Origin of the sequence: Antarctobacter sp. (assembly GCF_965277915.1) — a bacterium.
Classification (GTDB): domain Bacteria; phylum Pseudomonadota; class Alphaproteobacteria; order Rhodobacterales; family Rhodobacteraceae; genus Antarctobacter.
The window spans coordinates 1,053,343-1,073,279 of sequence record NZ_OZ255849.1 but is presented as its reverse complement, the minus strand read 5'-3'; the positions used below and the strand labels follow the sequence as shown (position 1 = coordinate 1,073,279).

The window sequence follows — 19,937 nt, the reverse complement described above, 5'->3', positions numbered from 1 at the left end:
GTCCTTGGGTCTTGTTCTTCATTTTTTATTTTTCATGATAAATTGCATGAGGCCAAATTTTCATGATAAATTCAAGTCTCATGATGAGGAGGCTCCCGCATGACGATCTCGATCCTTGCAATGGATGAAAAAACAGGCCGCTACGGAGGCGCCGCCACGACCGGCAGTCTCTGCGTCGGCGGCTGGGTTCTTCGCGGGAATGCCGAATCGGGAATGTCGGCCTCGCAAGGGTCCCTGCCCTCGACCATGTGGGGAACAGAGACCTTGGCCCTGATGAAATCCGGGGTGTCCGCACAGAATGCCGTGGACCGTGTGACCGGCGCCGACAGCGGGCGCGGCCAGCGGCAACTGGCGACGCTGGACCCGACAGGCGGCACCGCCAGCTTTACCGGCGCCGACAGCATCCAGGCCGCGGGCGCGCGCAGCGCCGACAAGGTGATCGTCACCGGCAACCTGCTGTCTTCGGAGGATGTACTGCAAGCAATGCTCGACGGGTTCCTGGCCGCCGAAGGGGCATTCGATCTGCGCCTGCTGGCGGCCCTCGACGCGGCCTCGGCTGCCGGGGGGGACAGCCGGGGGCTGCTCTCTGCCGCGCTGCTGGTCGTCGGGCGGGACATGGCGCCGCTGACCCTGCGCGTGGATCATTCCGAAACCCCGCTGGCGGATCTGCGGGCGTTGCACCGGCGCGCCACCAGCGGCGACTATGCCGACTGGGCCGTCATGGTGCCGACGCTCGATGACCCCGAGCGGGCGAAACCCTATGGCGCGAAGACCGACCAGCCGGTGTAACCGGCGATCCGCTCGGCCAGCCAGGTGCCCACCTGCGAGTTGCCGTAGCCATCCAGCCCCGGCGACCAGACCGCGATCGAGGCCACGCCCGGGGCCACCAGCAAGATCCCCCCGCCAACCCCGCTCTTGCCCGGCAGACCGACGCGAAAGGCGAAATTGCCCGACCCGTCGTATTGCCCGCAGGTCATCATCAGCGCATTGATCCGCCGCGCCCTGAGCGGCGAGATCATCGCCGGCACGCCGGGCAACATCGCCAGCATCCGCCCCGCCCGCGCCAGTTGGCGGCACGTCATCTCGATGGCGCATTGATGGGCATAGGTGCCCATGACCATCTCGGGCGGATTCAGCAGGTTGTCATGGGATTGCAGGTAGTAAAGCAGCGCCATGTTGCGACTGGCCGTGGCCTTTTCGGAGTCCGCCACCGCGCGGTCGATGTGGATGTCGTCGTCCTCGGCCGCCGCTCGGACCAGGTGCATGATTTCAGACAGCGCCTGCCGCGGTTCGCGCCCGCCAAGCAGTGCATCCGTGGTCACCAGCGCACCCGCGTTGATGAAGGGATTGCGCGGGCGGCCGTTCTCATGCTCCAGCAGGAAAACGCTGTCAAATGCGGTGCCCGAGGGTTCGCGCCCCACCCTGCGCCAGAGGTCATCGCCCAGCCGTCCCAGAACGGCGGCCAGGGAAAAGACTTTCGAAATGCTCTGGATCGAAAAGCGGGTGTCGGCCTCGCCCGCCCCCAGTTCCGTCCCATCGGCCAGGCAAATGGCGACCCCCACCTGCGCCGGATCGACCTTGGCCAACTCAGGGATGTAATCCGCCGGACGCCCCCAGTTGCCCGCGCCGCGCGCCTCGGCCACGAGCCGATCCAGCTCTTCCGCCAGCCCCGCCACGCTCATTCCGCCATGAACCGTTTCATCACCACCGCCTCCTGATCCTCCATCAGGCGGCGCGCCATTTCCATGTGTTCGCGCATGATGGCGCGGGCGGCTTCGGCATCGCCGTCGCGCAAGGCCTCGACCAGCCCGGCCTGATGGTCGCGCCCCTGCCGCCAGAGTTCGTGGTTCGGCTTGGAGTAGAGGCGTTTGTAAACGGTCAGGTCGGCCAGGATCTGCGCCATGAAACCGATGAAGAACCCCAGCAAAGCGTTGTCCGCAAACTCTGCCAGCCGCGCATGGAACACCAGGGAGGCGACGTGCTGGGCGCGTTCGCCCTCGGCATCCTCGGCGGGTTCGGCGTAGGTGGTCATGATCTGTTCCAGTTCCGCCAGTTGCTCGGGCGTCAGCCGCCCGGCCAGAGAGGCCGCCAGTTCCGGCTCAAGGGCGATGCGGACCTGGTAGATGTCGTCGATCGAGATATTGCGGAAGTAGAAATAGTTGCCCAGCAGCGCATGGGCCCGGTCCTTGCCGACCTCGCCCACGAAACTGCCGCCGCCCGGGCCGGTCTTGGTCACCACAAGGCCCTGCGCCTGCAACAGGCGCATCGCCTCGCGGATCGTGCCCTTGGACATGCCGAATTCTGCGATCAGTTCGGATTCGCTGGGCAGCCGGTCCCCCGGCTGCAGCCCGCGTTCAACCACGAGGTCCTTGATCGCCTCGGCCACACGCACCGGGCGCGACCGGCGCGTGCCGTCGCGCGTCAGGGGGCCTGGGCTCTTGACCCCGGTCATGGGAAACGGAACCGTGACGACATTGCCAGAGACAAGCAATTCATCATGATAAATTCAAGGGGTATAAGCGCGCGCCGGTCAGGATCGGGTCACAGATTTTCGGATGTATGGATGTCGAAATCCAGCGTGACGTTCTGCGCCCCCGTGATCCCTCCGCCCGAAATGAACATGCCGCACATCTCGGGGTGCCGGGCAAACAGCTCCCTGTCATCTCGCGCGCCACATCCGCCGGTTCAAATCTCGCGCGCGGTTCCAACAGGGTGAATCCGGCCCTCTTCTCTCGGAAATAAGAGCGAAAACCGCTCTCGTTCATGTGCTGGTTGCGGTAAAGCGTATTGCCCACGAGGATGCCGATTTCGCCCCTCTGCTGGCAGATCTTGTCAAGAGACCAGGTGGCGGTTCGGCCCACGTTGAAACTGTCCAGCCCCACATAGCCGACGTTCCCCCGCGCTGTCAGGGGAGAGAGCACCCCGATGACCGGGGTGCCCCGCACCAGAAGGGAGTCTATCGCCTTGGAAAAGTACACCGGGGCGATGCAACTCACGCCCCGCCTGAACGGAAAACTCAATGATATCACCCCCGTAGAATCCGATCTCCCGGGCCGCGCGCAGCACTCGTTCGCGGGTTGGCCGGCGAACATGCTCTGGAGAGTTGATCACGCGGTTGACCGTCGAAACGGAGACGCCCGCCGCCCTTGCCAGGTCAGGTATTGTCGGTCGCTTCACCATGCCGGGGCCCTTTCATTTCGTTTCATCGCAAAGGGCGCATGAGTTGAAATGATTTGAAATCACTCCGATTACGCCAGCGAACTTGGTTTGATGCGCCTCCCCTCGTCAAGACCACATGCATCGGTCAGCCAAGACCTCTGCGCGTGCCGGCAAGACGCTGGGGAGGGCGCGATCGAGCTGTTCTATTACGTCCAGCGCAAGCAGGGCACCCGGTTCAAATACAACGCCAGGTTTCCTTCAGAGTCACCTTCCGACTCGTTTTGGTTCAAGAGCCAGAACCTGGACAACTTCCTGCGCAGCTTCCTGATCGGCATCCCGATCTGAGCCCTGGTCGAGGTGCTGGTTCTGTGGTGCTTCGGTAATGGCGGCCACGCCTTCGGCTGGGTCGACTGGCAGGACAACTGGCTGTGGCTGGTGGTGCTGACGCAGCTGGTGCCCGCCATCCACGAGATTCACTTTTTCTGCATCCACCGTCTGATCCACACGCCCTTTCTCTACAAGCATATCCATTCGGTGCACCACAATTCGATCAACCCGTCGCCCTGGTCGTCGCTGTCGATGCACTGGATCGAGCACACGCTGTATTTCGGAGAGATCCTCTGGCACCTGCTGATCCCGTCCAACCCGATCGTGATGATGTTCAACAGCCATGCGGTCGGCCACGGTGCGATCAACGGGCACATCGGCTTTGACAAGCTGGAAATCACCGACGAAACCGCGCTCGATAGCCATGCCTACGCCCATTACCTGCACCACAAGTATTTCGAAGTGAACTCTGGCGCAGACGGGCTGATCCCGCTGGATAAGTGGCTGGGCTATTGGCACGACGGCACCAAGGAAGCCGACGAAAGGATGAAGGCGCGTTTCCGGGAAAAGAAGGCGCGCGCGAACGCCCGGAAAGGCGGCATGCCCGCCGAATGAGGAACACCTGCAAGGCGACGTGAAGGCACCCCGCACCGCCGCACGACAGCCATGCCCCCAGTCCACCACGGCCTTTCCATCCGCCATTCCACATCTGGGCCTTTGACGGCAACGCGTTCACGGGCATCCTTCGCGGATCCAATATCATGACGGAGCACAGGATGAGCATTCGCATCGCCGTGATCGGCGCGGGACTGATGGGGGCCGATCACGCCGCAATCGTGGTTGAGGACATGCCCGGCGCCACCCTTCAACTGGTCTGCGACATGAACGCCGAGCGCGCGCGAGCGGTGGCTGACAATCTGGGCGCCACCGATGTCTCGACCGATCCCGAGGCCGCAATCACCCGCGACGATGTCGACGCGGTCATCATTGCCAGCCCCGATTTCACCCATGCGCCGCTCAGCATGGCCTCTATCCGCGCGGGCAAGCGCGTGCTCTGCGAAAAGCCCCTGTCGCAGTCGCCACGAGAATGCATCGAGGTCATGCAGGCCGAAGAGGCCGCAGGGACGAAACACGTCATGCTGGGCTTCATGCGCCGCTATGACCAGTCCTACGTCGAAATGAAGGAGGCGCTGACAAGTGGCCAACTGGGCCGCGCGCTGATGATGCACAACTTTCACCGCAACGTGGAAACCCCGGCCGCCGATTTCACCGGCGCGATGGCGATCACCAATTCCGCGCCGCATGAATTCGATGTCGCCCGTCATGTCCTGGGCTGCGAATGCACCGCGATCTCTGCCTACCAGCCCCGGCGATCGGATTCCGTCGTGGCCCCGGTCGTCATGGTCCTGGAAACCGATGACGGCCAGCTTGTGACCATCGAGGTCAACAACAACGCCGCCTATGGCTACGACGTGCGCGCGGAACTGGTGGGCGAACAGGGCAGCATGGCCATGAACAACCTCGCCTACACCCGCACCGACATGAAACTGGCCGCCACCACCCGCTACGAGACCGACTGGCGCGGGCGCTATCACGAAGCCTACGTCCGCCAGAACCGCGATTTCCTGCGCTTCGTGGACACCGGCGCCTTTCCGGCGACGGCTGCGGACTGCTGGGACGGCTACTGCGCCGCACAGGTTGCACAGACCGGGGTCAGAGCGCTGGAAACAGGTCAAAAATGTGTGGTCGAGAGGATCGCCAGACCGGGGTTCTACGCATGAAAGCCGGCGTTATCTCCGACAGGCTCGGCGCCACGTTGCGGCACGACGTGCTGCCCGTGCCCTGGCGCCAGCGGCACCCGACACACCAAGGAGACCCAAATGTCCGAATGGATTGATGCCTGCGCCACCGGCGACATCGACAAAGAGGACCTGATCCGTTTCGATCACGGCAGCCGAACTTTCGTGATCGTACGCGACCACCAGGACAACCACCATTGCACCGACGGTCTGTGCACGCACGAGGACGTGCATCTTGAAAACGGGCTGGTGGTCAATGCGATGATCGAATGCCCCAAGCATTCGTCGATCTTCGACTGCACCACGGGCGAGGTGGAAACGCCCCCCGCCTGCGAGAACCTGCACACCTACCCCACCAAGGTCGAGAACGGCCGCATCTTCGTGGAGCTTTGAGATGACATTCCAACTTGCCGCCTGCGCGGAAATGCTCTGGCTGGACAAGCCCATCGCCTGGCGCGCCGCGCGCCTGGACGAGATGGGCTTTGGCGTCGGCCTCTGGAACTGGCCGGACTGGGACCTGGACGCGCTGGAAAAGACCGGCGCCAGTTTCACCATCATGAACGGCTATTTGCGCGGGCGCCTGTCGGATGCGGAAGGCGCCGACCTGCTGGTGAAATCGGCCCGGGAAACCGCGCAAGTGGGCAAGCGGCTGGGCGTTGCGCGGCTGAACCTGCATGGCACCGGCCTGGGCGACGGCGGATTGCCGATCCCCCAGCACGGGGCCTTTGCCCCCGGCATGTGGCTGCGGGCGCGCGATACGCTGCACCGGATCTGCGACATGGCCGAGGAAGAAGGCGTGACCTTCACCCTGGAAAACCTCAACCTGCGCGAACATCCCGGCTGTCCGTTCAATACGACCGCCGATGTCCTGTCGCTGGTCTCTGCGGTGGATCGACCGCAACTGCGGATTAACCTCGATCTCTACCACACGCAGATCGGCGAAGGTGACGTCATCCGCTGGGCCGAGGCCTGCCTGCCCTGGATCGGCGAATACCAGGTCGCCGACAACCCGGGCCGGTTCGAGCCGGGCACAGGAGAGATGAACTATCCCGTCATCGCCCGCGCGCTGGCCGACATGGGCTATGACGGACCGGTCGCCTTCGAGGGCTACGCCAAGAGCGATCCCGAAACCGCGCTGGACGCTTTCCGCAGGGCCTTCACGGTCTGAGGTCCAAGATCGGTCACAGGAGGATCGAACACGAACGTCCGCCTGTCCCGGAGATCCGCGGCACAAGGAAACGCGGCAAAAAGATCCCGATGCTCTTGCCCCTTGAGGAGTCGGCGGGCATGAGCATCCAGAACCGCCTGCAAGGTCTACAAGGTCGGCGTCGAGGTATCCGGCGTCACACCCCTTGCACGCCTTTCAGCGTGAGGTTAGTGACAAGCTGGGCGTATTCCTCGCGGGCCTCGCTGCCCGCGCCCGTGTTCCACATGTAGTACCAGTTCAGCATGCCAAAGACCGACATGGTGACAGAGCGCAGCTTGCGCGGGTCCCCCCCCAGCTTGTCGGGCGCGATCTCTGCCAGGATGGCCGAGAGATGGTTGACCATGTCGCGCTGGTAGGCGCGCAGCACCTTCTGCTTGTCCTCGGGCAGCGCGTCCAGCGCGGATATCTGTACCTTGTGATGGTCGTCGGCCCCCTGGTAGGCTCGCAGCACCGCACGCACCGTGTCCAGCAGCCGATCCTCGGGGGTGGCCTCGGGCGCAGGTTCGACGCAGACGCGGGCGTGCAAAGCGGACAGGTAGCTGTCCAGAAGGTCGAACAGCAGCGCGTCCTTGCCCGCGTAGTAGTGGTAGATATTGGCCTTCGAGATACCGCATCCCGCCGCGATCCGGTTCATCGAGGCACGGTCGAACCCTTCGGCGGCAAAGACCTGTGCCGCGCAATTCAGGATTTGCGCGCGTTTCTCGTCGTGATCCTTGGCGATGGGGCGTGCCACGGTCTCTCCTCGCTCCCTTGTCCGGTCTTCATACCGGGGTTTTGCGGGGAAATTAACTGACCGAATGGTCGGTGACAACATCGGACAGGATGGGCGCCGCGTCAGGCCGCCGCCGACAGCCTGTCCAGTCCCGGCGCGGGCAGGCGCCGCAACAGCCGCGCCGTGCCGGCCCGACAGGCCGGGCCGGCCCAGGCCGCGGGCAGGACAAAATCCGGAAGTTCCGGCACCTTCAGCACGATGCGCCGCCAGCTGTGCACGATCAGCACCCGTAGGGCGGCGGTTTGCAGCGGGTCCGGCGCACCGGCAGCCTCCAGCGCCGCCTCGGCCCGCGTCAGGCGGGCCGCGAGGTCAGCCGAGAGGGACACGGTCGTCGCATCGCAGGTCTTGTCGCGCATCCAGCGCGGCAAGGGCCGGTCGGGATCAATCGGCGTGGCAAAGGCCTCTGCCCCGGCGGGCGGATGCGCCGTCAGCACCGCATGCGGCGTGACCCAGACATCGTTACGCGTCCATTCCAGCGGAGAGGCCGGATCGGTCAGCACCAGGAAGGCTGCATTTGCGGGCGGATCGACGGCATAGATGCGCGGGCTGGCGGCAACAGTCTGGGCCCGCCCCTCGGCCGTCAGGCGATACAGACTGGACCGTCCGGCCCGCTCGCTTTCGATCCAGCCGTCCTTACGCAGGCGGTGCAGCGCCACGCGCATGGCCTCGGGCTTGATGCCGACACGGTTCATGATCTCGCCCAGGACGGTCCCCGGCAGTGCCGAACCATCCTGCGCAAGATCCCCGAATACGGTGACAAGCAGCGACCAGACGCGCGGGGGAATCTCGCCCCGCAGGTCGCTGACCGCTGCTTCGAAGGCCGTGCTGTCCATCGTCTCCTGTCTGCGCTCAGGCGCTGTAGGCGTTCATCGTCAACAGCTCGTATTCCGCCACCTTGTCGCCGTCCTGGTTCGTCAGCGTCACGTGCCAGCGCACCTCGCCATAGTCATCCGTCCGGCGCGTCTTCTGCTTGACGGTCAGGCGCACGTTCAGCGCATCCCCGGCCACCAGCGGCTTCATGAAGCGTAGCCCGTCCAGCCCGGTATTGGCCAGCACCGGCCCCTCGTTCGGCTCGACAAACATGCCCGCCGCGAAACTCAGCAGCAGGTAGCCATGCGCCACACGGCCCGGGAAGAAGGGATTCCGCGCCGCGGCCTCCTCGTCCATGTGCGCATAGAAGGTGTCGCCGGTGAACTCCGCGAAATGCTCGATGTCCTCCAGCGTGATCTCACGCGGGCCCGCGTGCAGCGTCTCGCCAATCGCCAGGTCGTCGAAGCCGCGGGTAAAGGGATGCGCCGGTGCCTCTTTTTCCTCGGCGCCGGGAACCCAGCGGTTGCCAATGGCGCTCAGCATCTCCGGACTGCCCTGGATCGAGGTCCGCTGCATGTAGTGCATCACGCCGCGCACGCCGCCCATTTCCTCGCCGCCGCCCGCGCGGCCGGGACCGCCGTGAACGAGATGCGGCATCGGAGAGCCGTGGCCGGTGCTTTCCTTCATGCTGTTGCGATCGTTGAAGTACAGCCGCCCGTGGAACGCCCCCGCGCCCAGCGCCACCTCGCGCGCGACCGCCGGATCATGCGTGATGACAGACGCCACGAGCGACCCGCCGCCACGATTGGCGATCTGCACCGCGTGCCCCAGGTCGCGATAGCCCATGACCGTGGACACCGGGCCAAAGGCCTCGGTGTCGTGGATGCGCTCTGCCCTGTCCGGATCGGCACAGTGGAACAGCATCGGCGGCACGAAGGCCCCCTTGGCCCCGTCCGCGCCTTGCACCTCAAAGGCGTCGGGGTCGCCAAAGACGCGCTCTGCCTCGGCGCCGATCACCTTGGCCTTGTCCAGCACGTCGCGTTTCTGCCCGTTCGAGACCAGCGCCCCCATGCGCGTCGCCTCGGCGCGGGGATCGCCGATCGGCGTCTTGGCCAGCCGCGCGCTCAGCGCCTCGATCACCGCCGGAACCTGCGCCTCGGGCGCGATGATGCGGCGGATCGCTGTGCATTTCTGCCCCGCCTTCACGGTCATCTCGCGGTGCACTTCCTTGACGAACAGGTCGAACTCCGGCGTGCCCGGTTCCGCATCCGGTCCCAGGATCGAGGCGTTCAGGCTGTCCTGTTCGGCAACGAAGCGCACGGACTCCCGCAAAAGGTGCGGGTTCGACCGCAGCTTCAGCGCCGTGTCGGCGGAGCCGGTGAAACTCACCGCGTCCTGACAGGTCAGCCGGTCCAGCATGTCGCCCAGGCCACCGGCCACGAATTGCAGCGCGCCCTCGGGCAGCAGCCCGCTTTCCAGCATCAGCCGCACCGCCAGTTCGGTGACGTAGCAGGTGGCCGTGGCCGGTTTCACGATGGCGGGCACCCCGGCCAGCAGGGTCGGCCCCAGCTTTTCCAGCATCCCCCAGACCGGGAAGTTGAAGGCGTTGATATGCACCGCAACGCCCTGCAACGGCGTGCAGATGTGGTGCCCCAGGAACTGACCCGAACGCGACATCTGTTCGACATCGCCGTTCAGGTAGACATGCCCGTCCGGCATCTCGCGCCGCCCCTTGGAGGCAAAGACGAACAGCGTGGCGATGCCGCCGTCGATGTCCAGCCCGTGATCGCGCGCCGTCGCCCCGGTGTTGAACGACAGGTCATACAGCGCGTCCTTGTGCTGCGACAGGTGCTGCGCCAGCGCCTTGAGCATCTTGGCCCGCTGGTGAAAGGTCATCGCGCGCAGCGCCGGGCCACCCTTGTCGCGGGCGAAGGCCAGCATCGCCTCGACGTCCAGCGCATCGTTGCCCGCGTGGCCCAGCACCTCGCCGGTGACCGCGTTTTCAAAGCTGCGTGCGCCTGCACCCGGAGCCACCCACTGGCCCGCCGCATAGCTCTTGATCTCAAGAAGGCTCATCCTTCCCCCCTGTCCTGCCGGTCGCGCCCGGCGGTTCGTTGAATCTCTGTCTCAGGCCGTTTCGCTCAGGCCGTCTCTGTCAGGCCCAGCCGGGCCAGCGCGGCCTCCAGCCGCCTTTCCCATTCGGCCCGCATCTCCGGCGCGCTGGCGTGGCGCAGGCCCCAGACCTGCAGTTGCGCCATGCGGTCATCGGACGGATCGCCAAAGACCGCCGCGACACGCGGGCGCCAATAGGCCAGGCTGTCGGCAATCGCCGCCCCCTGCCCTTCGGTCGCCAGCCGCTCCAGCCCTTCCTCGGCCAGTTCGGTGTGGCGCCGTTCTACCGGCAGGACCTCGCGCAGCGCCTCGGCCAGCGGCTGGTAGGTGACGCGCACCATGTCCTCCAGCTGCACGGAGACCGCGTGGCCCATGCAGAGGTTCATCGCCACCGCGTCGACCCAGCCCTCCAGCGGGTAGTTGAAGACCGACAGGCGCATGTCATGGGCCGACCGTGTCGATCCCGGTGCGGTGTCTCGCGGCAGGCGGTCCGTCCAGGGATGGTGGCCGACATAGCGGTCGGTATTGGCCCCGAATTCCCCCATCAGGCGCAGCACCTTGTCGGCGTGATCGGTCTTTTCCAGCACGATCCGCGCGGCGGCGATGCGTTCCTTGATCCCCGGCCCGGCGTTGATCACGTCGGCAAATCCCGCCGCGCCCGCCAACTCGCTGTCGATGAAGATGCTCATCAGCTTCATCAGCTCGGCACGGTAGCGGGGCGGCACGTTGGCCGGGTTGGTCAGCCGCCCGCCCTGGGAAAGGTAGTCGGCAATGTTCATCTCGTCCGTCATGGCAGCCTCCGTTACTGGTCGTAATCCATGACCACGCGATCGGTGAGCGGGTAGGACTGGCAGGACAGGACGTAGCCGCGTTCGACCTCGTAATCCTCCAGCGCGTGGTTGGCGATCATCTCGACCTCGCCTTCGATCACCCGGCACTTGCAGGTGGAACAGACCCCGGCCTTGCAGGCATAGGGCGCGTCCAGCGCGTTCTCCAGCGCCGCGTCGAGGACCGAGACCTCCTTGTCCATTTCAAAGCTGCGCGTCGTGCCATCCAGCGTCACGGTCGCCTGCGTGCGCTGTGCGCCCTTCGCGCCGTCCGCGCCGCGCGCCTTCTGTGGCAAACGTCCGGGCTGGGCGCTGGCGAAAAGCTCGAACTTGATCTGCTCCTCGGTCAGCCCGTGATCCTTCAGCGCCTTGGCAATGCCCAGCATCATCGGCTCGGGCCCGCAGATAAAGGCGGTGTCGACAGTCTCGACGTCGATCCAGTGCTCGAAGAGCGCATCGCATTTCTCGGCATCGACGCGGCCCTGGAACAGGTCGATGTCCATCGCGTCCGATTCCAGGACGTGAATGATGTTGAGCCGCCCCATGTAGAGGTTTTTCAGATCCTCCAGTTCCTCGCGGAACATGATCGAGTTCACGCCCCGGTTGGCATAGACCAGCGTGAAATCCGACCGCGACTCCGTCGCCAGCACGGTCTTGAGGATCGACAGCACCGGGGTGATTCCCGACCCGCCGGCAAAACCCAGGTAGCTGCGGCTGGCAGCGGGGTCGAGCGGGGTGTGAAAGCTGCCCATCGGCTCCATCGCTTCCAGCACCATGCCCGGTTTCAGGTCCTCGTTGGCCCAGGTCGAAAAGGCGCCGCCCTCGACCTTCTTGATGCCAACCTGCAGCACGCCCTCTCCCCGGCCCGCGCAGATCGAATAGGATCGCCGAACCTCGGTGCCGTCGAAATCGCGGCGGAAGGTCAGGTACTGCCCCTGGATAAAGTCAAAGCTTTCGCCGTTCGCCGGTTCCAGCGTCACGACAACCGCATCGCGGATGGTCTTTTTCACGTCACGGACGGTCAGTTCATGAAAGCGCGGCATGGGCCTCACTCCTCAGATGCACTTGAAATAGTCGAAAGGCTCTAGGCAGTCGGTACACCGCCAATGCGCCTTGCAGGGGGTCGAGCCGAACTGGCTCACACGGGTGACGTTCCTTGAGCCGCAATGCGGACATCTTTCCGGCCCGCCCGCCGGTTGCGGAGGGGCGATCCCGTAGTCCTCCAGCCGGGACCGCCCTTTCTCGCTCAGCCAGTCCGTCGTCCAGGCCGGGGCGATCCGCGTCTCGATCTTCACGTCCTTGATGCCCCGGTCGCGCAGCGCCGTCTCGATATCCATCGAGATCACGCTGGTGGCCGGGCACCCGGAATAGGTCGGCGTCACCGCCACCTTGACGGTCTCGCCCTCCAGCACGACCTCGCGCACGATGCCCAGGTCGACGACAGAGATCACGGGGATCTCGGGGTCCGGCACCTCGTCCAGCCAGCCCCAGATCTGATCCACACTCACGGTCATAGCGGTTTACCAGCGCGCGCCCGGATAGGCCCGTTGCAGCCATTGCATCTGCGTCAGCATGTGGCCCAGGTGTTCGGTATGCCGGAACCCGGTCTTGCCGCCCGCATGGGCAAAGTCGCTGTCGGGGATGACCAGCGTGGCCTCGCTCATGGTCTGCTGCACCGCCGCGTCCCAGGCCGCGCGCAGGCTGGACGGCTCTGGCGCGATGCCCTCGCCCGCCATGATCCCGCTGACCTCGTCATCGGTGAACATCTCGCCCACATAGGGCCAGAGCAGGTCCAGCGCCGTCTGCATCCGCCGGTGGCTTTCGCTTGTGCCGTCGCCCAGACCGATCACCGTGTCGCGCGAGCGTTCGACGTGATAGGCCACCTCCTTGACCGATTTCGCCGCGATCGCCGCCACCCGTTCGTCCGAGGACCCGGCCAGCTTTTCCAAGAGCAGCACATGTGCCTGGTCAAAGAGATACTGCCGCATCATCGTCTGGCCGAAATCGCCGTTCGGCTGTTCGGCCAGCAGGACGTTGCGAAAGTCCCAGGCGTCACGCAGCATCGCCAGATCGTCGGCAGAGCGGCCCTGACCCTCGACCTCTCCGGCAAGGCCCAGCCACATCTGAGTCTGCCCGATCAGGTCCAGCGCGGTATTGGCCAGCGCGATATCCTCTTCCAGCACCGGCGCATGTCCGCACCACTCGCTCACCCTGTGACCAAGCACGAGGGTATTGTCCCCCATCCGCAAGAGGAATTCGAAAAACGCCATGTCGCGGGTCATTACATCGCCCCCACTTCCTCGGGGATGTCAAAGAAGGTCGGGTGGCGATAAACCTTGCTCTCGGAGGGCTCGTAGAGAGGCCCCTTTTCCGAGGGCGAGGAGGCCGCGATGTGCCGCGCCTCGACCACCCAGATCGACACCCCCTCGTTGCGGCGGGTATAGACGTCGCGGGCGTTCTTGACCGCCATGTCCGCGTCAGGCGCGTGCAGCGACCCGACGTGGCGATGGCTCATGCCATGCTGACCGCGGATGAAGACCTCCCAGAGCGGCCATTCGTGGCGCTTGGGTTTCATGGCTTGTTCCGGCGTGTCCGGATAGGCGGAGTTGGGGGAACTCATGGTCGTTTCTCCTCCGGTGTCAGGTCGCGCGTGCGTCGCGGACCCAAATCAATGTCAGTACGGCGGCCAATCCGCCAAAGGCAGCAGTGATCAGCCAGTAGGCCAGCGTGCCCCCGCCGTTCAGCACCTGCGCCAGGGCGTCGGACAGGTTCACCAGCGCCAGCCCACCCACGGTGGCCCAGATCGAGACAAGCGCGTAGGGCACCATGACACTGTGCCGGGCTGCCCCGAAAAACAGCGCCATGTAGGTGACCAGCGTGAAGGCGATGATCTTGTCCTGGTAGGCGTAGAAAGGTGGATCCCAGTACACGAACAGGACAGGGATCTTCAGCCCGAAGAAATGCGCCGCTCCCATGCAGGCAAAGAAAGCCACGCAGAGCAACAGCAGGCCGCGCAGAAGGGGATTGGGGGCTTCCATCGGGTCTCTCTTACTCTGCCGCAACCCGGCGCGCGGCCTTCTTCTCGGCATGGGCCAAGAGCCCGTCGCGCACCCATTTGCCATCGTCCCAGGCCTTGTTCCGCGCCGCCAGGCGTTCGCGGTTGCACGGGCCGTTGCCTTTCAGGACGTCAAAGAACTCCGACCAGTCGGGCTGCGAGAAATCGTAGTGCCCGGTCTCCTCGTTCCATTTCAGGTTCTCGTCCGGGACGGTCAGGCCAAGGTATTCCGCCTGCGGCACCGTCTGGTCGACGAACTTCTGGCGCAGCTCGTCGTTGGTGTTCATCTTGATCTTCCAGGCCATGGACTGCTCGGAATGCACGGATTCCTTGTCCGAGGGGCCGAACATCATCAGCGAGGGATACCAGAATCGGTTCAGCGCATCCTGCGCCATCTTCTTCTGCGCGGGCGTGCCGTTCGCCATCTTCATCATGATGTCGTAGCCCTGCCGCTGGTGGAACGACTCTTCCTTGCAGATCCGGATCATCGCGCGGGAATAGGGGCCGAACGACGTCCGCTGCAGCGGCACCTGGTTCATGATCGCCGCGCCATCGACCAGCCAGCCGACCGCGCCCATGTCGGCCCATGTCAGCGTCGGATAGTTGAAGATGGACGAGTATTTCATCCGCCCGTCCAGAAGCATCTCGGTCAGTTCATCGCGCGTCACGCCCAGCGTTTCCGCCGCGCAATAAAGGTACAGGCCATGCCCTGCCTCGTCCTGCACCTTGGCCAGCAGGATCGCCTTGCGCTCCAGCGTGGGTGCGCGGGTGATCCAGTTGCCCTCGGGCAGCTGGCCCACGATCTCGGAATGCGCGTGCTGGCCGATCTGGCGGATCAGCGTCTTGCGATAGCCCTGCGGCATCCAGTCCTTGGGCTCGATCTTCTCGCCCGCGTCGATGCGGGCCTGGAAGGCGGCAAGCTTCTCGGGGTCTTCCTGCGTCGCCTCCGACTTGATCATCTGTGCATACATTGCAGAGCCTCCCTGCTGATAGACTTCAAACCCGTTCGAGGACGATGGCCGCCCCCTGCCCCACGCCGACACACATGGTGCAGAGCGCGTAGCGTCCCCCATTGCGCCGCAACTGGTGCGCCGCGGTCAAGACAAGACGCGCGCCGGACATGCCCAGCGGGTGCCCCAGCGCAATGGCGCCGCCCTGCGCGTTCACGCGCGGATCGTCATCCGCCACGCCCAGCTCGCGCAGCGTCGCAAGCCCCTGGCTGGCAAAGGCCTCGTTCAATTCTATCACATCCATCTGGTCGATGCTCAGGCCGCAACGATCCAGCACCTTGCGACTGGCGGGCACCGGACCGATGCCCATAACGCGCGGCGCCACACCGGCCGAGGCCATGCCCAGCACGCGGGCCATGGGCGTCAGACCATGCGCCTTGACCGCCGCGTCAGAGGCCAGCAGCAGCGCCGCCGCCCCGTCATTGACGCCGCTGGCGTTGCCCGCCGTCACACTCAGCTCCGGGCCGTTCACGCCCTTCAGCTTGGCCAGTTTCTCGGCGGTTGTCCCGGGGCGCGGATGTTCGTCCGTATCCACGATGACCGGATCCCCCTTGCGCTGCGGCACCTCGACGGAAACGATCTCATCCGCGAACAGGCCTGCCGCCTGCGCCGCTTCCCAGCGCGCCTGGCTGCGCGCCGCAAAGGCATCCTGGTCCTCACGGCTCACGCCATAGTCGGCGGCCACGTTGTCGGCGGTCTCGGGCATCGAGTCGGTGCCGTACATCGCCTTCATCTTCGGGTTGACGAAACGCCAGCCGATGGTGGTGTCATAGACCGCGTTAGCGCGGGTAAAGGCGCTGGTGGCCTTGGGCATCACGAACGGCGCCCGGCTCATGCTCTCGACCCCGCCGGCGATGCAGAGGTCGTAGTCCCCGGCCTTGATCCCGCGCGCGGCAAAACCCACCGCATCCATGCCCGAGGCACACAGCCGGTTCACGGTCGTCCCCGGCACATCCTCGGGCAGACCGGCCAGCAGCGCCGCCATGCGCGCCACGTTGCGGTTGTCCTCGCCCGCCTGGTTGGCCGAGCCATAGATGACCTCGTCCACCGCGCTCCAGTCCACCGAAGCGTTGCGCGCCATGAGTGCGCTGATCGGCAGCGCCGCCAGGTCATCCGCCCTGACCGAGGACAGCGCCCCGCCATAGCGCCCGATCGGCGTCCGCACCCCGTCACAGATGAAAGCGTCCATGACCGACACTCCTCCCATTAATCGACCACACGGTCGGAATACGGCAACCCGGAGATTCGCGCAAGGAAAAGTTACACGATTTCTCACAGATGCACATTCGGTAACATTTCAGGCGCCATCACCCCCGGCGCTCAGCTTGCTCCCGAGTTCCCATGGACACGAAAACAGGCGCAGCCTGTCCAAACGGGTCGGCGGGCGGGCGCCTTTGCGGCGCAGCCGCAAACAGTCCCGTCCCGGCGACCAAACCGAAAAAGGGCGCCCCGATCTCCCGGAGCGCCCCCTTTCAAGTCATTCAACCCGGCTCGATCAGGCGTCGAAGCGGTCTGCGTTCATCACCTTGGTCCAGGCCGCGACAAAGTCCTTCACGAACTTCTCGGCGCCGTCGTCCTGGGCGTAGACCTCTGCATAGGCCCGCAGGATCGAGTTCGAGCCGAACACCAGGTCCACGCGCGTCGCGGTGAACTTGACCTCACCCGTCTTGCGGTCCTGGATCTCGTAGGTGCCATCGCCACCGGGCACCCACTTGAAGCCCATGTCCGTCAGGTTGACGAAGAAGTCCGTGGTCAGGGCGCCCGCGCGGTCGGTAAAGACGCCATGCGCCGTACCGCCGTGGTTGGTGCCCATGGCGCGCATGCCGCCCAGCAGGCAGGTCATTTCCGGCGCCGTCAGGCCCATCAGCTGCGCACGGTCCAGAAGCAGCTCTTCGGGGGTGACGATATAGTCCTTCTTCACCCAGTTGCGGAAACCGTCCGCGACCGGCTCGAGCACCTCAAAGCTGTCGGCGTCGGTCTGCTCTTCCGTGGCATCTCCACGGCCCGGCATGAAGGGAACCTCGATGTCGAAACCCGCCGCCTTCGCGGCCTGCTCGACACCGACATTGCCCGCCAGCACGATGACATCGGCAACCGATGCGCCGGTCTCTGCCGCGATCGGCTCCAGCGCCTTCAGCACCTTCGCCAGGCGGGCCGGCTCGTTGCCTTCCCAGTCCTTCTGCGGGGCAAGCCGGATGCGCGCGCCATTGGCACCGCCGCGCAGGTCCGACTGGCGGAAGGTCCGCGCGCTGTCCCATGCGGTCGCCACCATCTCGGCGGTCGACAGGCCGCTTTCGGCGATCTTCGCCTTGACCGCGGCCACATCGTAGCCGGTCGAGCCCGCGGGGATCGGATCCTGCCAGATCAGGTCCTCGGTCGGGGCGTCGGGGCCGATATAGCGGTCACGGGTGCCCATGTCGCGGTGGGTCAGCTTGAACCAGGCGCGGGCAAAGCAATCCTCGAAATAGGCCTGGTCCGCCATGAATTTCTGGCAGATCTCGTTGTAGATCGGGTCCATCTTCATGGCCATGTCGGCGTCGGTCATCATCGGCATGACACGCTTGGTCGGATCGCTGGGATCGACCGGCATGTCTTCTTCCTTGATGTCGACGGGCTTCCACTGGTTGGCACCGGCGGGCGACTTGGTCAGCTCCCACTCATGGCCGAACAGCATCTCGAAATAGCCCATGTCCCACTTGGTGGGTTCCTTGGTCCAGGCCCCTTCGAGACCCGAGGTCACGGCGTTGGCCGCCTTGCCATTCAGGTTGGGGTTCACCCAGCCAAAGCCCTGCGTCTCGATTTCGGCCGCTTCCGGTTCGGCGCCCAGCGCACCGGCGTCGCCGTTACCGTGGGTCTTGCCGACGGTGTGCCCGCCGCAGGTCAGGGCCGCGGTTTCCTCGTCGTTCATCGCCATGCGGGCAAAGGTCTCGCGGACCTGCGCGCCAGTCTTGATCGGATCGGGCTGGCCGTTCACGCCTTCGGGGTTGACGTAGATCAGGCCCATCTGGACGGCTGCCAGCGGGTTCTCCATCGTGTCCGGCTTGGCCACATCTTCGTAACGGTTGTCCGACGGCGCCAGCCACTCACGCTCGGCCCCCCAGTAGACGTCCTTTTCCGGGTGCCAGATGTCCTCGCGGCCAAAGGAAAAGCCGTAGGTCTTCAGACCCATCGATTCATAGGCCATGTTGCCGGCAAGCAGGATCAGGTCGGCCCAGGACAGCTTGTTGCCGTACTTCTTCTTGACCGGCCACAGCAGGCGGCGCGCCTTGTCCAGGTTGCCGTTGTCCGGCCAGCTGTTCAGCGGTGCAAAACGGATGTTGCCGTGACCGCCGCCACCGCGGCCGTCCGCCAGGCGATAGGACCCGGCCGAGTGCCACGCAAGACGGATCATCAGCCCGCCGTAATGGCCATAGTCCGCCGGCCACCAGTCCTGGCTGTCGGTCATCAGCGCCTTGACGTCGGCCTTGACCGCTTCGAAATCCAGGCTCTTGACCTCTTCGCGATAGTCAAAGTCCTCGCCCAGCGGATTCACCTTGGTGTCATGCTGGTGCAGGATGTCGAGGTTCAGCGACTTCGGCCACCAGTCGGTGACAGAGGTGCCGTTCTCTGTGATCGCGCCGTGCATGACCGGGCATTTGCCCGCCATATCATTGCCGTCCATGATGTTCTCCCTTGGTCATAAACGTCGGTCCGGGCCCTTGCGGCCCGCTCCGTTCCTTGTCTCTGTCAGGGGAAGAGGCGCGTCGCACATGGCCCTCGCCGGCCGGCAAGACGACTCGCCCCCTCATACCCTAGAACGCTTCTAACAAGCGCCGATCATATGTTTAAGTTGTATTTTCTCATCATCACCATAACTTTCCCCTATGAAAAATCTGACTCTCCGCCAACTCCGCTATTTCGAATCGCTGGCCCGGCACGGCCACTTCGGACGCGCGGCCGCGGCCTGTTCGATCTCGCAGCCGGCGCTGTCGGTGCAGATCCGCGATCTGGAGGCGGACCTTGGCGCGCCGCTTTTCGAACGCGGCGCGCGGCAGGTGCGGCTGACCGCCCTCGGAGAGGCTTGCCTCAGCCGGGCGGTCGACATCCTGCGCGCCGTGGACGAGTTCGAGGACCTGGCCCGCGCCGCGCAAGGCGACCTTGTGGGCCGGTTGCGGCTGGGCGTGATCCCGACCGTCGCGCCCTACCTGCTGCCTGCCCTCTTTGCCGAGTTGAACCGCAACCACGCCGGGCTTGACCTGCACGTGCGCGAAACGCTGACACCCCGGCTGCTTGTGGAACTGCACGAGGGCAAGATAGACGCCGCGATCCTCGCCCTGCCCGTCGGCGAGGCCGGCCTGCACGAAGTCTCGCTTTTCGACGAAAGTTTCGTTTTCGTCCGGCCAGAGACCGAGGCGGACGCGCCGGTGCCGGACGGCGAGGCGCTGCAAAAGATGCGCCTGCTGCTGCTGGAAGAGGGGCATTGTTTCCGTGACCAGGCGCTGAGCTTCTGCAAGCTCAGTTCCGCCACGCCGCGCGACGGGCTGGACGGCTCGTCGCTGACGACGCTGGTCCAGATGGTCGGCGCCGGGCTGGGCGTGACCCTCATCCCGGAGATGGCGGTGCCCGTCGAAACGCCCGCCGCCCGTGTGTCCATCGCCCGCTTCGCCGAGCCGCAGCCGACACGCACCATCGGCATGGTCTGGCGCAGTTCCAGCCCCCTGTCCGAACAGTTCCGCCGTTTCTCGGAAACCGTGCGCAGCGCCGCGATGGCCGGGCGGTTGGCGCTCCACTGACGCAGAAGCCCCGGGAAACCGTGGCTTCCCGGGGCGTTATGGCCAGATCCATTGTTTGGCGGGGTGCGATCTGACCACCATTTCAAT

Annotated in this window: 22 protein-coding genes; 7 read left to right on the top strand and 15 right to left on the bottom strand. The window is 65.0% G+C overall.

The annotated features are described in order from the left end of the window. Positions 1-99 precede the first annotated feature (99 nt). The gene (locus ACQY5B_RS06070) at positions 100-789 is read left to right on the top strand and encodes a DUF1028 domain-containing protein (protein WP_420325952.1); all 690 of its coding nucleotides are present in this window, start codon (positions 100-102) and stop codon (positions 787-789) included. Here ACQY5B_RS06070 and ACQY5B_RS06065 read toward each other — a convergent pair. From ACQY5B_RS06065 to ACQY5B_RS06055, 3 genes are all read right to left on the bottom strand, one after another. After that, positions 759-1,682, bottom strand: a complete 924-nt coding sequence (locus ACQY5B_RS06065) for a glutaminase (RefSeq protein WP_305971978.1) — start codon at positions 1,680-1,682, stop codon at positions 759-761. The genes ACQY5B_RS06070 and ACQY5B_RS06065 overlap by 31 nt on opposite strands. Continuing rightward, entirely contained in the window at positions 1,679-2,452 is a 774-nt protein-coding gene (locus ACQY5B_RS06060) for a FadR/GntR family transcriptional regulator (RefSeq protein ID WP_420325953.1), read from the bottom strand. The genes ACQY5B_RS06065 and ACQY5B_RS06060 overlap by 4 nt, the downstream gene beginning before the upstream one ends. A 380-nt stretch (positions 2,453-2,832) precedes the next feature. Further along, on the bottom strand, positions 2,833-3,180 hold the full coding sequence (locus tag ACQY5B_RS06055) for a LacI family DNA-binding transcriptional regulator (protein ID WP_420325954.1): 348 nt from the start codon (positions 3,178-3,180) through the stop codon (positions 2,833-2,835). A gap of 90 nt (positions 3,181-3,270) precedes the next feature. On the opposite strand from ACQY5B_RS06055, the gene ACQY5B_RS06050 reads away from it, so the two are divergent. The 5 genes from ACQY5B_RS06050 (at position 3,271) to ACQY5B_RS06030 (ending at position 6,453) form a co-directional block, all read left to right on the top strand. After that, positions 3,271-3,504 carry a hypothetical protein gene (locus ACQY5B_RS06050; protein ID WP_420325955.1) on the top strand — a complete coding sequence of 78 codons (234 nt, stop codon included), beginning with the start codon at positions 3,271-3,273 and terminating at the stop codon, positions 3,502-3,504. 12 nt (positions 3,505-3,516) lie between these two features. Next, positions 3,517-4,101, top strand: a complete 585-nt coding sequence (locus ACQY5B_RS06045) for a sterol desaturase family protein (RefSeq protein WP_420325956.1) — start codon at positions 3,517-3,519, stop codon at positions 4,099-4,101. 161 nt (positions 4,102-4,262) lie between these two features. Next, positions 4,263-5,267, top strand: coding sequence for a Gfo/Idh/MocA family oxidoreductase (locus tag ACQY5B_RS06040; RefSeq protein ID WP_420325957.1), 1,005 nt, complete (start codon positions 4,263-4,265; stop codon positions 5,265-5,267). A gap of 99 nt (positions 5,268-5,366) precedes the next feature. Further along, positions 5,367-5,678 carry a MocE family 2Fe-2S type ferredoxin gene (locus ACQY5B_RS06035; RefSeq protein ID WP_420325958.1) on the top strand — a complete coding sequence of 104 codons (312 nt, stop codon included), beginning with the start codon at positions 5,367-5,369 and terminating at the stop codon, positions 5,676-5,678. A gap of 1 nt (position 5,679) precedes the next feature. Continuing rightward, a complete protein-coding gene (locus ACQY5B_RS06030) occupies positions 5,680-6,453 on the top strand; it encodes a TIM barrel protein (RefSeq protein WP_420325959.1) in 774 nt (257 codons plus the stop codon). Positions 6,454-6,628: 175 nt separating this feature from the next. Here the strand turns inward: ACQY5B_RS06030 and ACQY5B_RS06025 are convergent, their stop codons facing one another. From ACQY5B_RS06025 to katG, 12 genes are all read right to left on the bottom strand, one after another. Then, positions 6,629-7,225, bottom strand: a complete 597-nt coding sequence (locus ACQY5B_RS06025) for a TetR/AcrR family transcriptional regulator (RefSeq protein WP_305971971.1) — start codon at positions 7,223-7,225, stop codon at positions 6,629-6,631. A gap of 101 nt (positions 7,226-7,326) precedes the next feature. Then, the gene (locus ACQY5B_RS06020) at positions 7,327-8,097 is read right to left on the bottom strand and encodes a PaaX family transcriptional regulator C-terminal domain-containing protein (RefSeq protein WP_420325960.1); all 771 of its coding nucleotides are present in this window, start codon (positions 8,095-8,097) and stop codon (positions 7,327-7,329) included. A 16-nt stretch (positions 8,098-8,113) separates the two neighbouring features. Then, the gene (gene paaZ / locus ACQY5B_RS06015) at positions 8,114-10,150 is read right to left on the bottom strand and encodes a phenylacetic acid degradation bifunctional protein PaaZ (RefSeq protein ID WP_420325961.1); all 2,037 of its coding nucleotides are present in this window, start codon (positions 10,148-10,150) and stop codon (positions 8,114-8,116) included. A gap of 65 nt (positions 10,151-10,215) precedes the next feature. Next, positions 10,216-10,977 carry a Phenylacetic acid catabolic protein gene (locus ACQY5B_RS06010; protein ID WP_420325962.1) on the bottom strand — a complete coding sequence of 254 codons (762 nt, stop codon included), beginning with the start codon at positions 10,975-10,977 and terminating at the stop codon, positions 10,216-10,218. 11 nt (positions 10,978-10,988) lie between these two features. Further along, on the bottom strand, positions 10,989-12,056 hold the full coding sequence (locus ACQY5B_RS06005) for a 2Fe-2S iron-sulfur cluster-binding protein (RefSeq protein WP_420325963.1): 1,068 nt from the start codon (positions 12,054-12,056) through the stop codon (positions 10,989-10,991). A 12-nt stretch (positions 12,057-12,068) separates the two neighbouring features. After that, positions 12,069-12,527, bottom strand: coding sequence for a 1,2-phenylacetyl-CoA epoxidase subunit PaaD (paaD, locus tag ACQY5B_RS06000; protein WP_305971966.1), 459 nt, complete (start codon positions 12,525-12,527; stop codon positions 12,069-12,071). 6 nt (positions 12,528-12,533) lie between these two features. After that, the gene (gene paaC / locus ACQY5B_RS05995) at positions 12,534-13,295 is read right to left on the bottom strand and encodes a 1,2-phenylacetyl-CoA epoxidase subunit PaaC (RefSeq protein WP_420325964.1); all 762 of its coding nucleotides are present in this window, start codon (positions 13,293-13,295) and stop codon (positions 12,534-12,536) included. After that, positions 13,295-13,588 carry a 1,2-phenylacetyl-CoA epoxidase subunit PaaB gene (gene paaB, locus ACQY5B_RS05990; RefSeq protein ID WP_305971981.1) on the bottom strand — a complete coding sequence of 98 codons (294 nt, stop codon included), beginning with the start codon at positions 13,586-13,588 and terminating at the stop codon, positions 13,295-13,297. The genes paaC and paaB overlap by 1 nt, the downstream gene beginning before the upstream one ends. Positions 13,589-13,652: 64 nt before the next feature. Next, positions 13,653-14,051: a hypothetical protein gene (locus ACQY5B_RS05985; RefSeq protein WP_420325965.1), complete on the bottom strand. Its 399-nt coding sequence runs from the start codon at positions 14,049-14,051 to the stop codon at positions 13,653-13,655. A gap of 10 nt (positions 14,052-14,061) precedes the next feature. Beyond that, on the bottom strand, positions 14,062-15,039 hold the full coding sequence (paaA, locus tag ACQY5B_RS05980; RefSeq protein WP_305971963.1) for a 1,2-phenylacetyl-CoA epoxidase subunit PaaA: 978 nt from the start codon (positions 15,037-15,039) through the stop codon (positions 14,062-14,064). 25 nt (positions 15,040-15,064) lie between these two features. Further along, positions 15,065-16,267, bottom strand: coding sequence for a 3-oxoadipyl-CoA thiolase (pcaF, locus tag ACQY5B_RS05975; RefSeq protein ID WP_420325966.1), 1,203 nt, complete (start codon positions 16,265-16,267; stop codon positions 15,065-15,067). 306 nt (positions 16,268-16,573) lie between these two features. Further along, positions 16,574-18,739, bottom strand: coding sequence for a catalase/peroxidase HPI (gene katG, locus ACQY5B_RS05970; RefSeq protein WP_420325967.1), 2,166 nt, complete (start codon positions 18,737-18,739; stop codon positions 16,574-16,576). A 202-nt stretch (positions 18,740-18,941) separates the two neighbouring features. Between katG and ACQY5B_RS05965 the strand changes: the two genes are divergently transcribed. Further along, the gene (locus tag ACQY5B_RS05965; protein WP_305971960.1) at positions 18,942-19,850 is read left to right on the top strand and encodes a hydrogen peroxide-inducible genes activator; all 909 of its coding nucleotides are present in this window, start codon (positions 18,942-18,944) and stop codon (positions 19,848-19,850) included. The last annotated feature ends 87 nt before the right edge of the window (positions 19,851-19,937 follow it).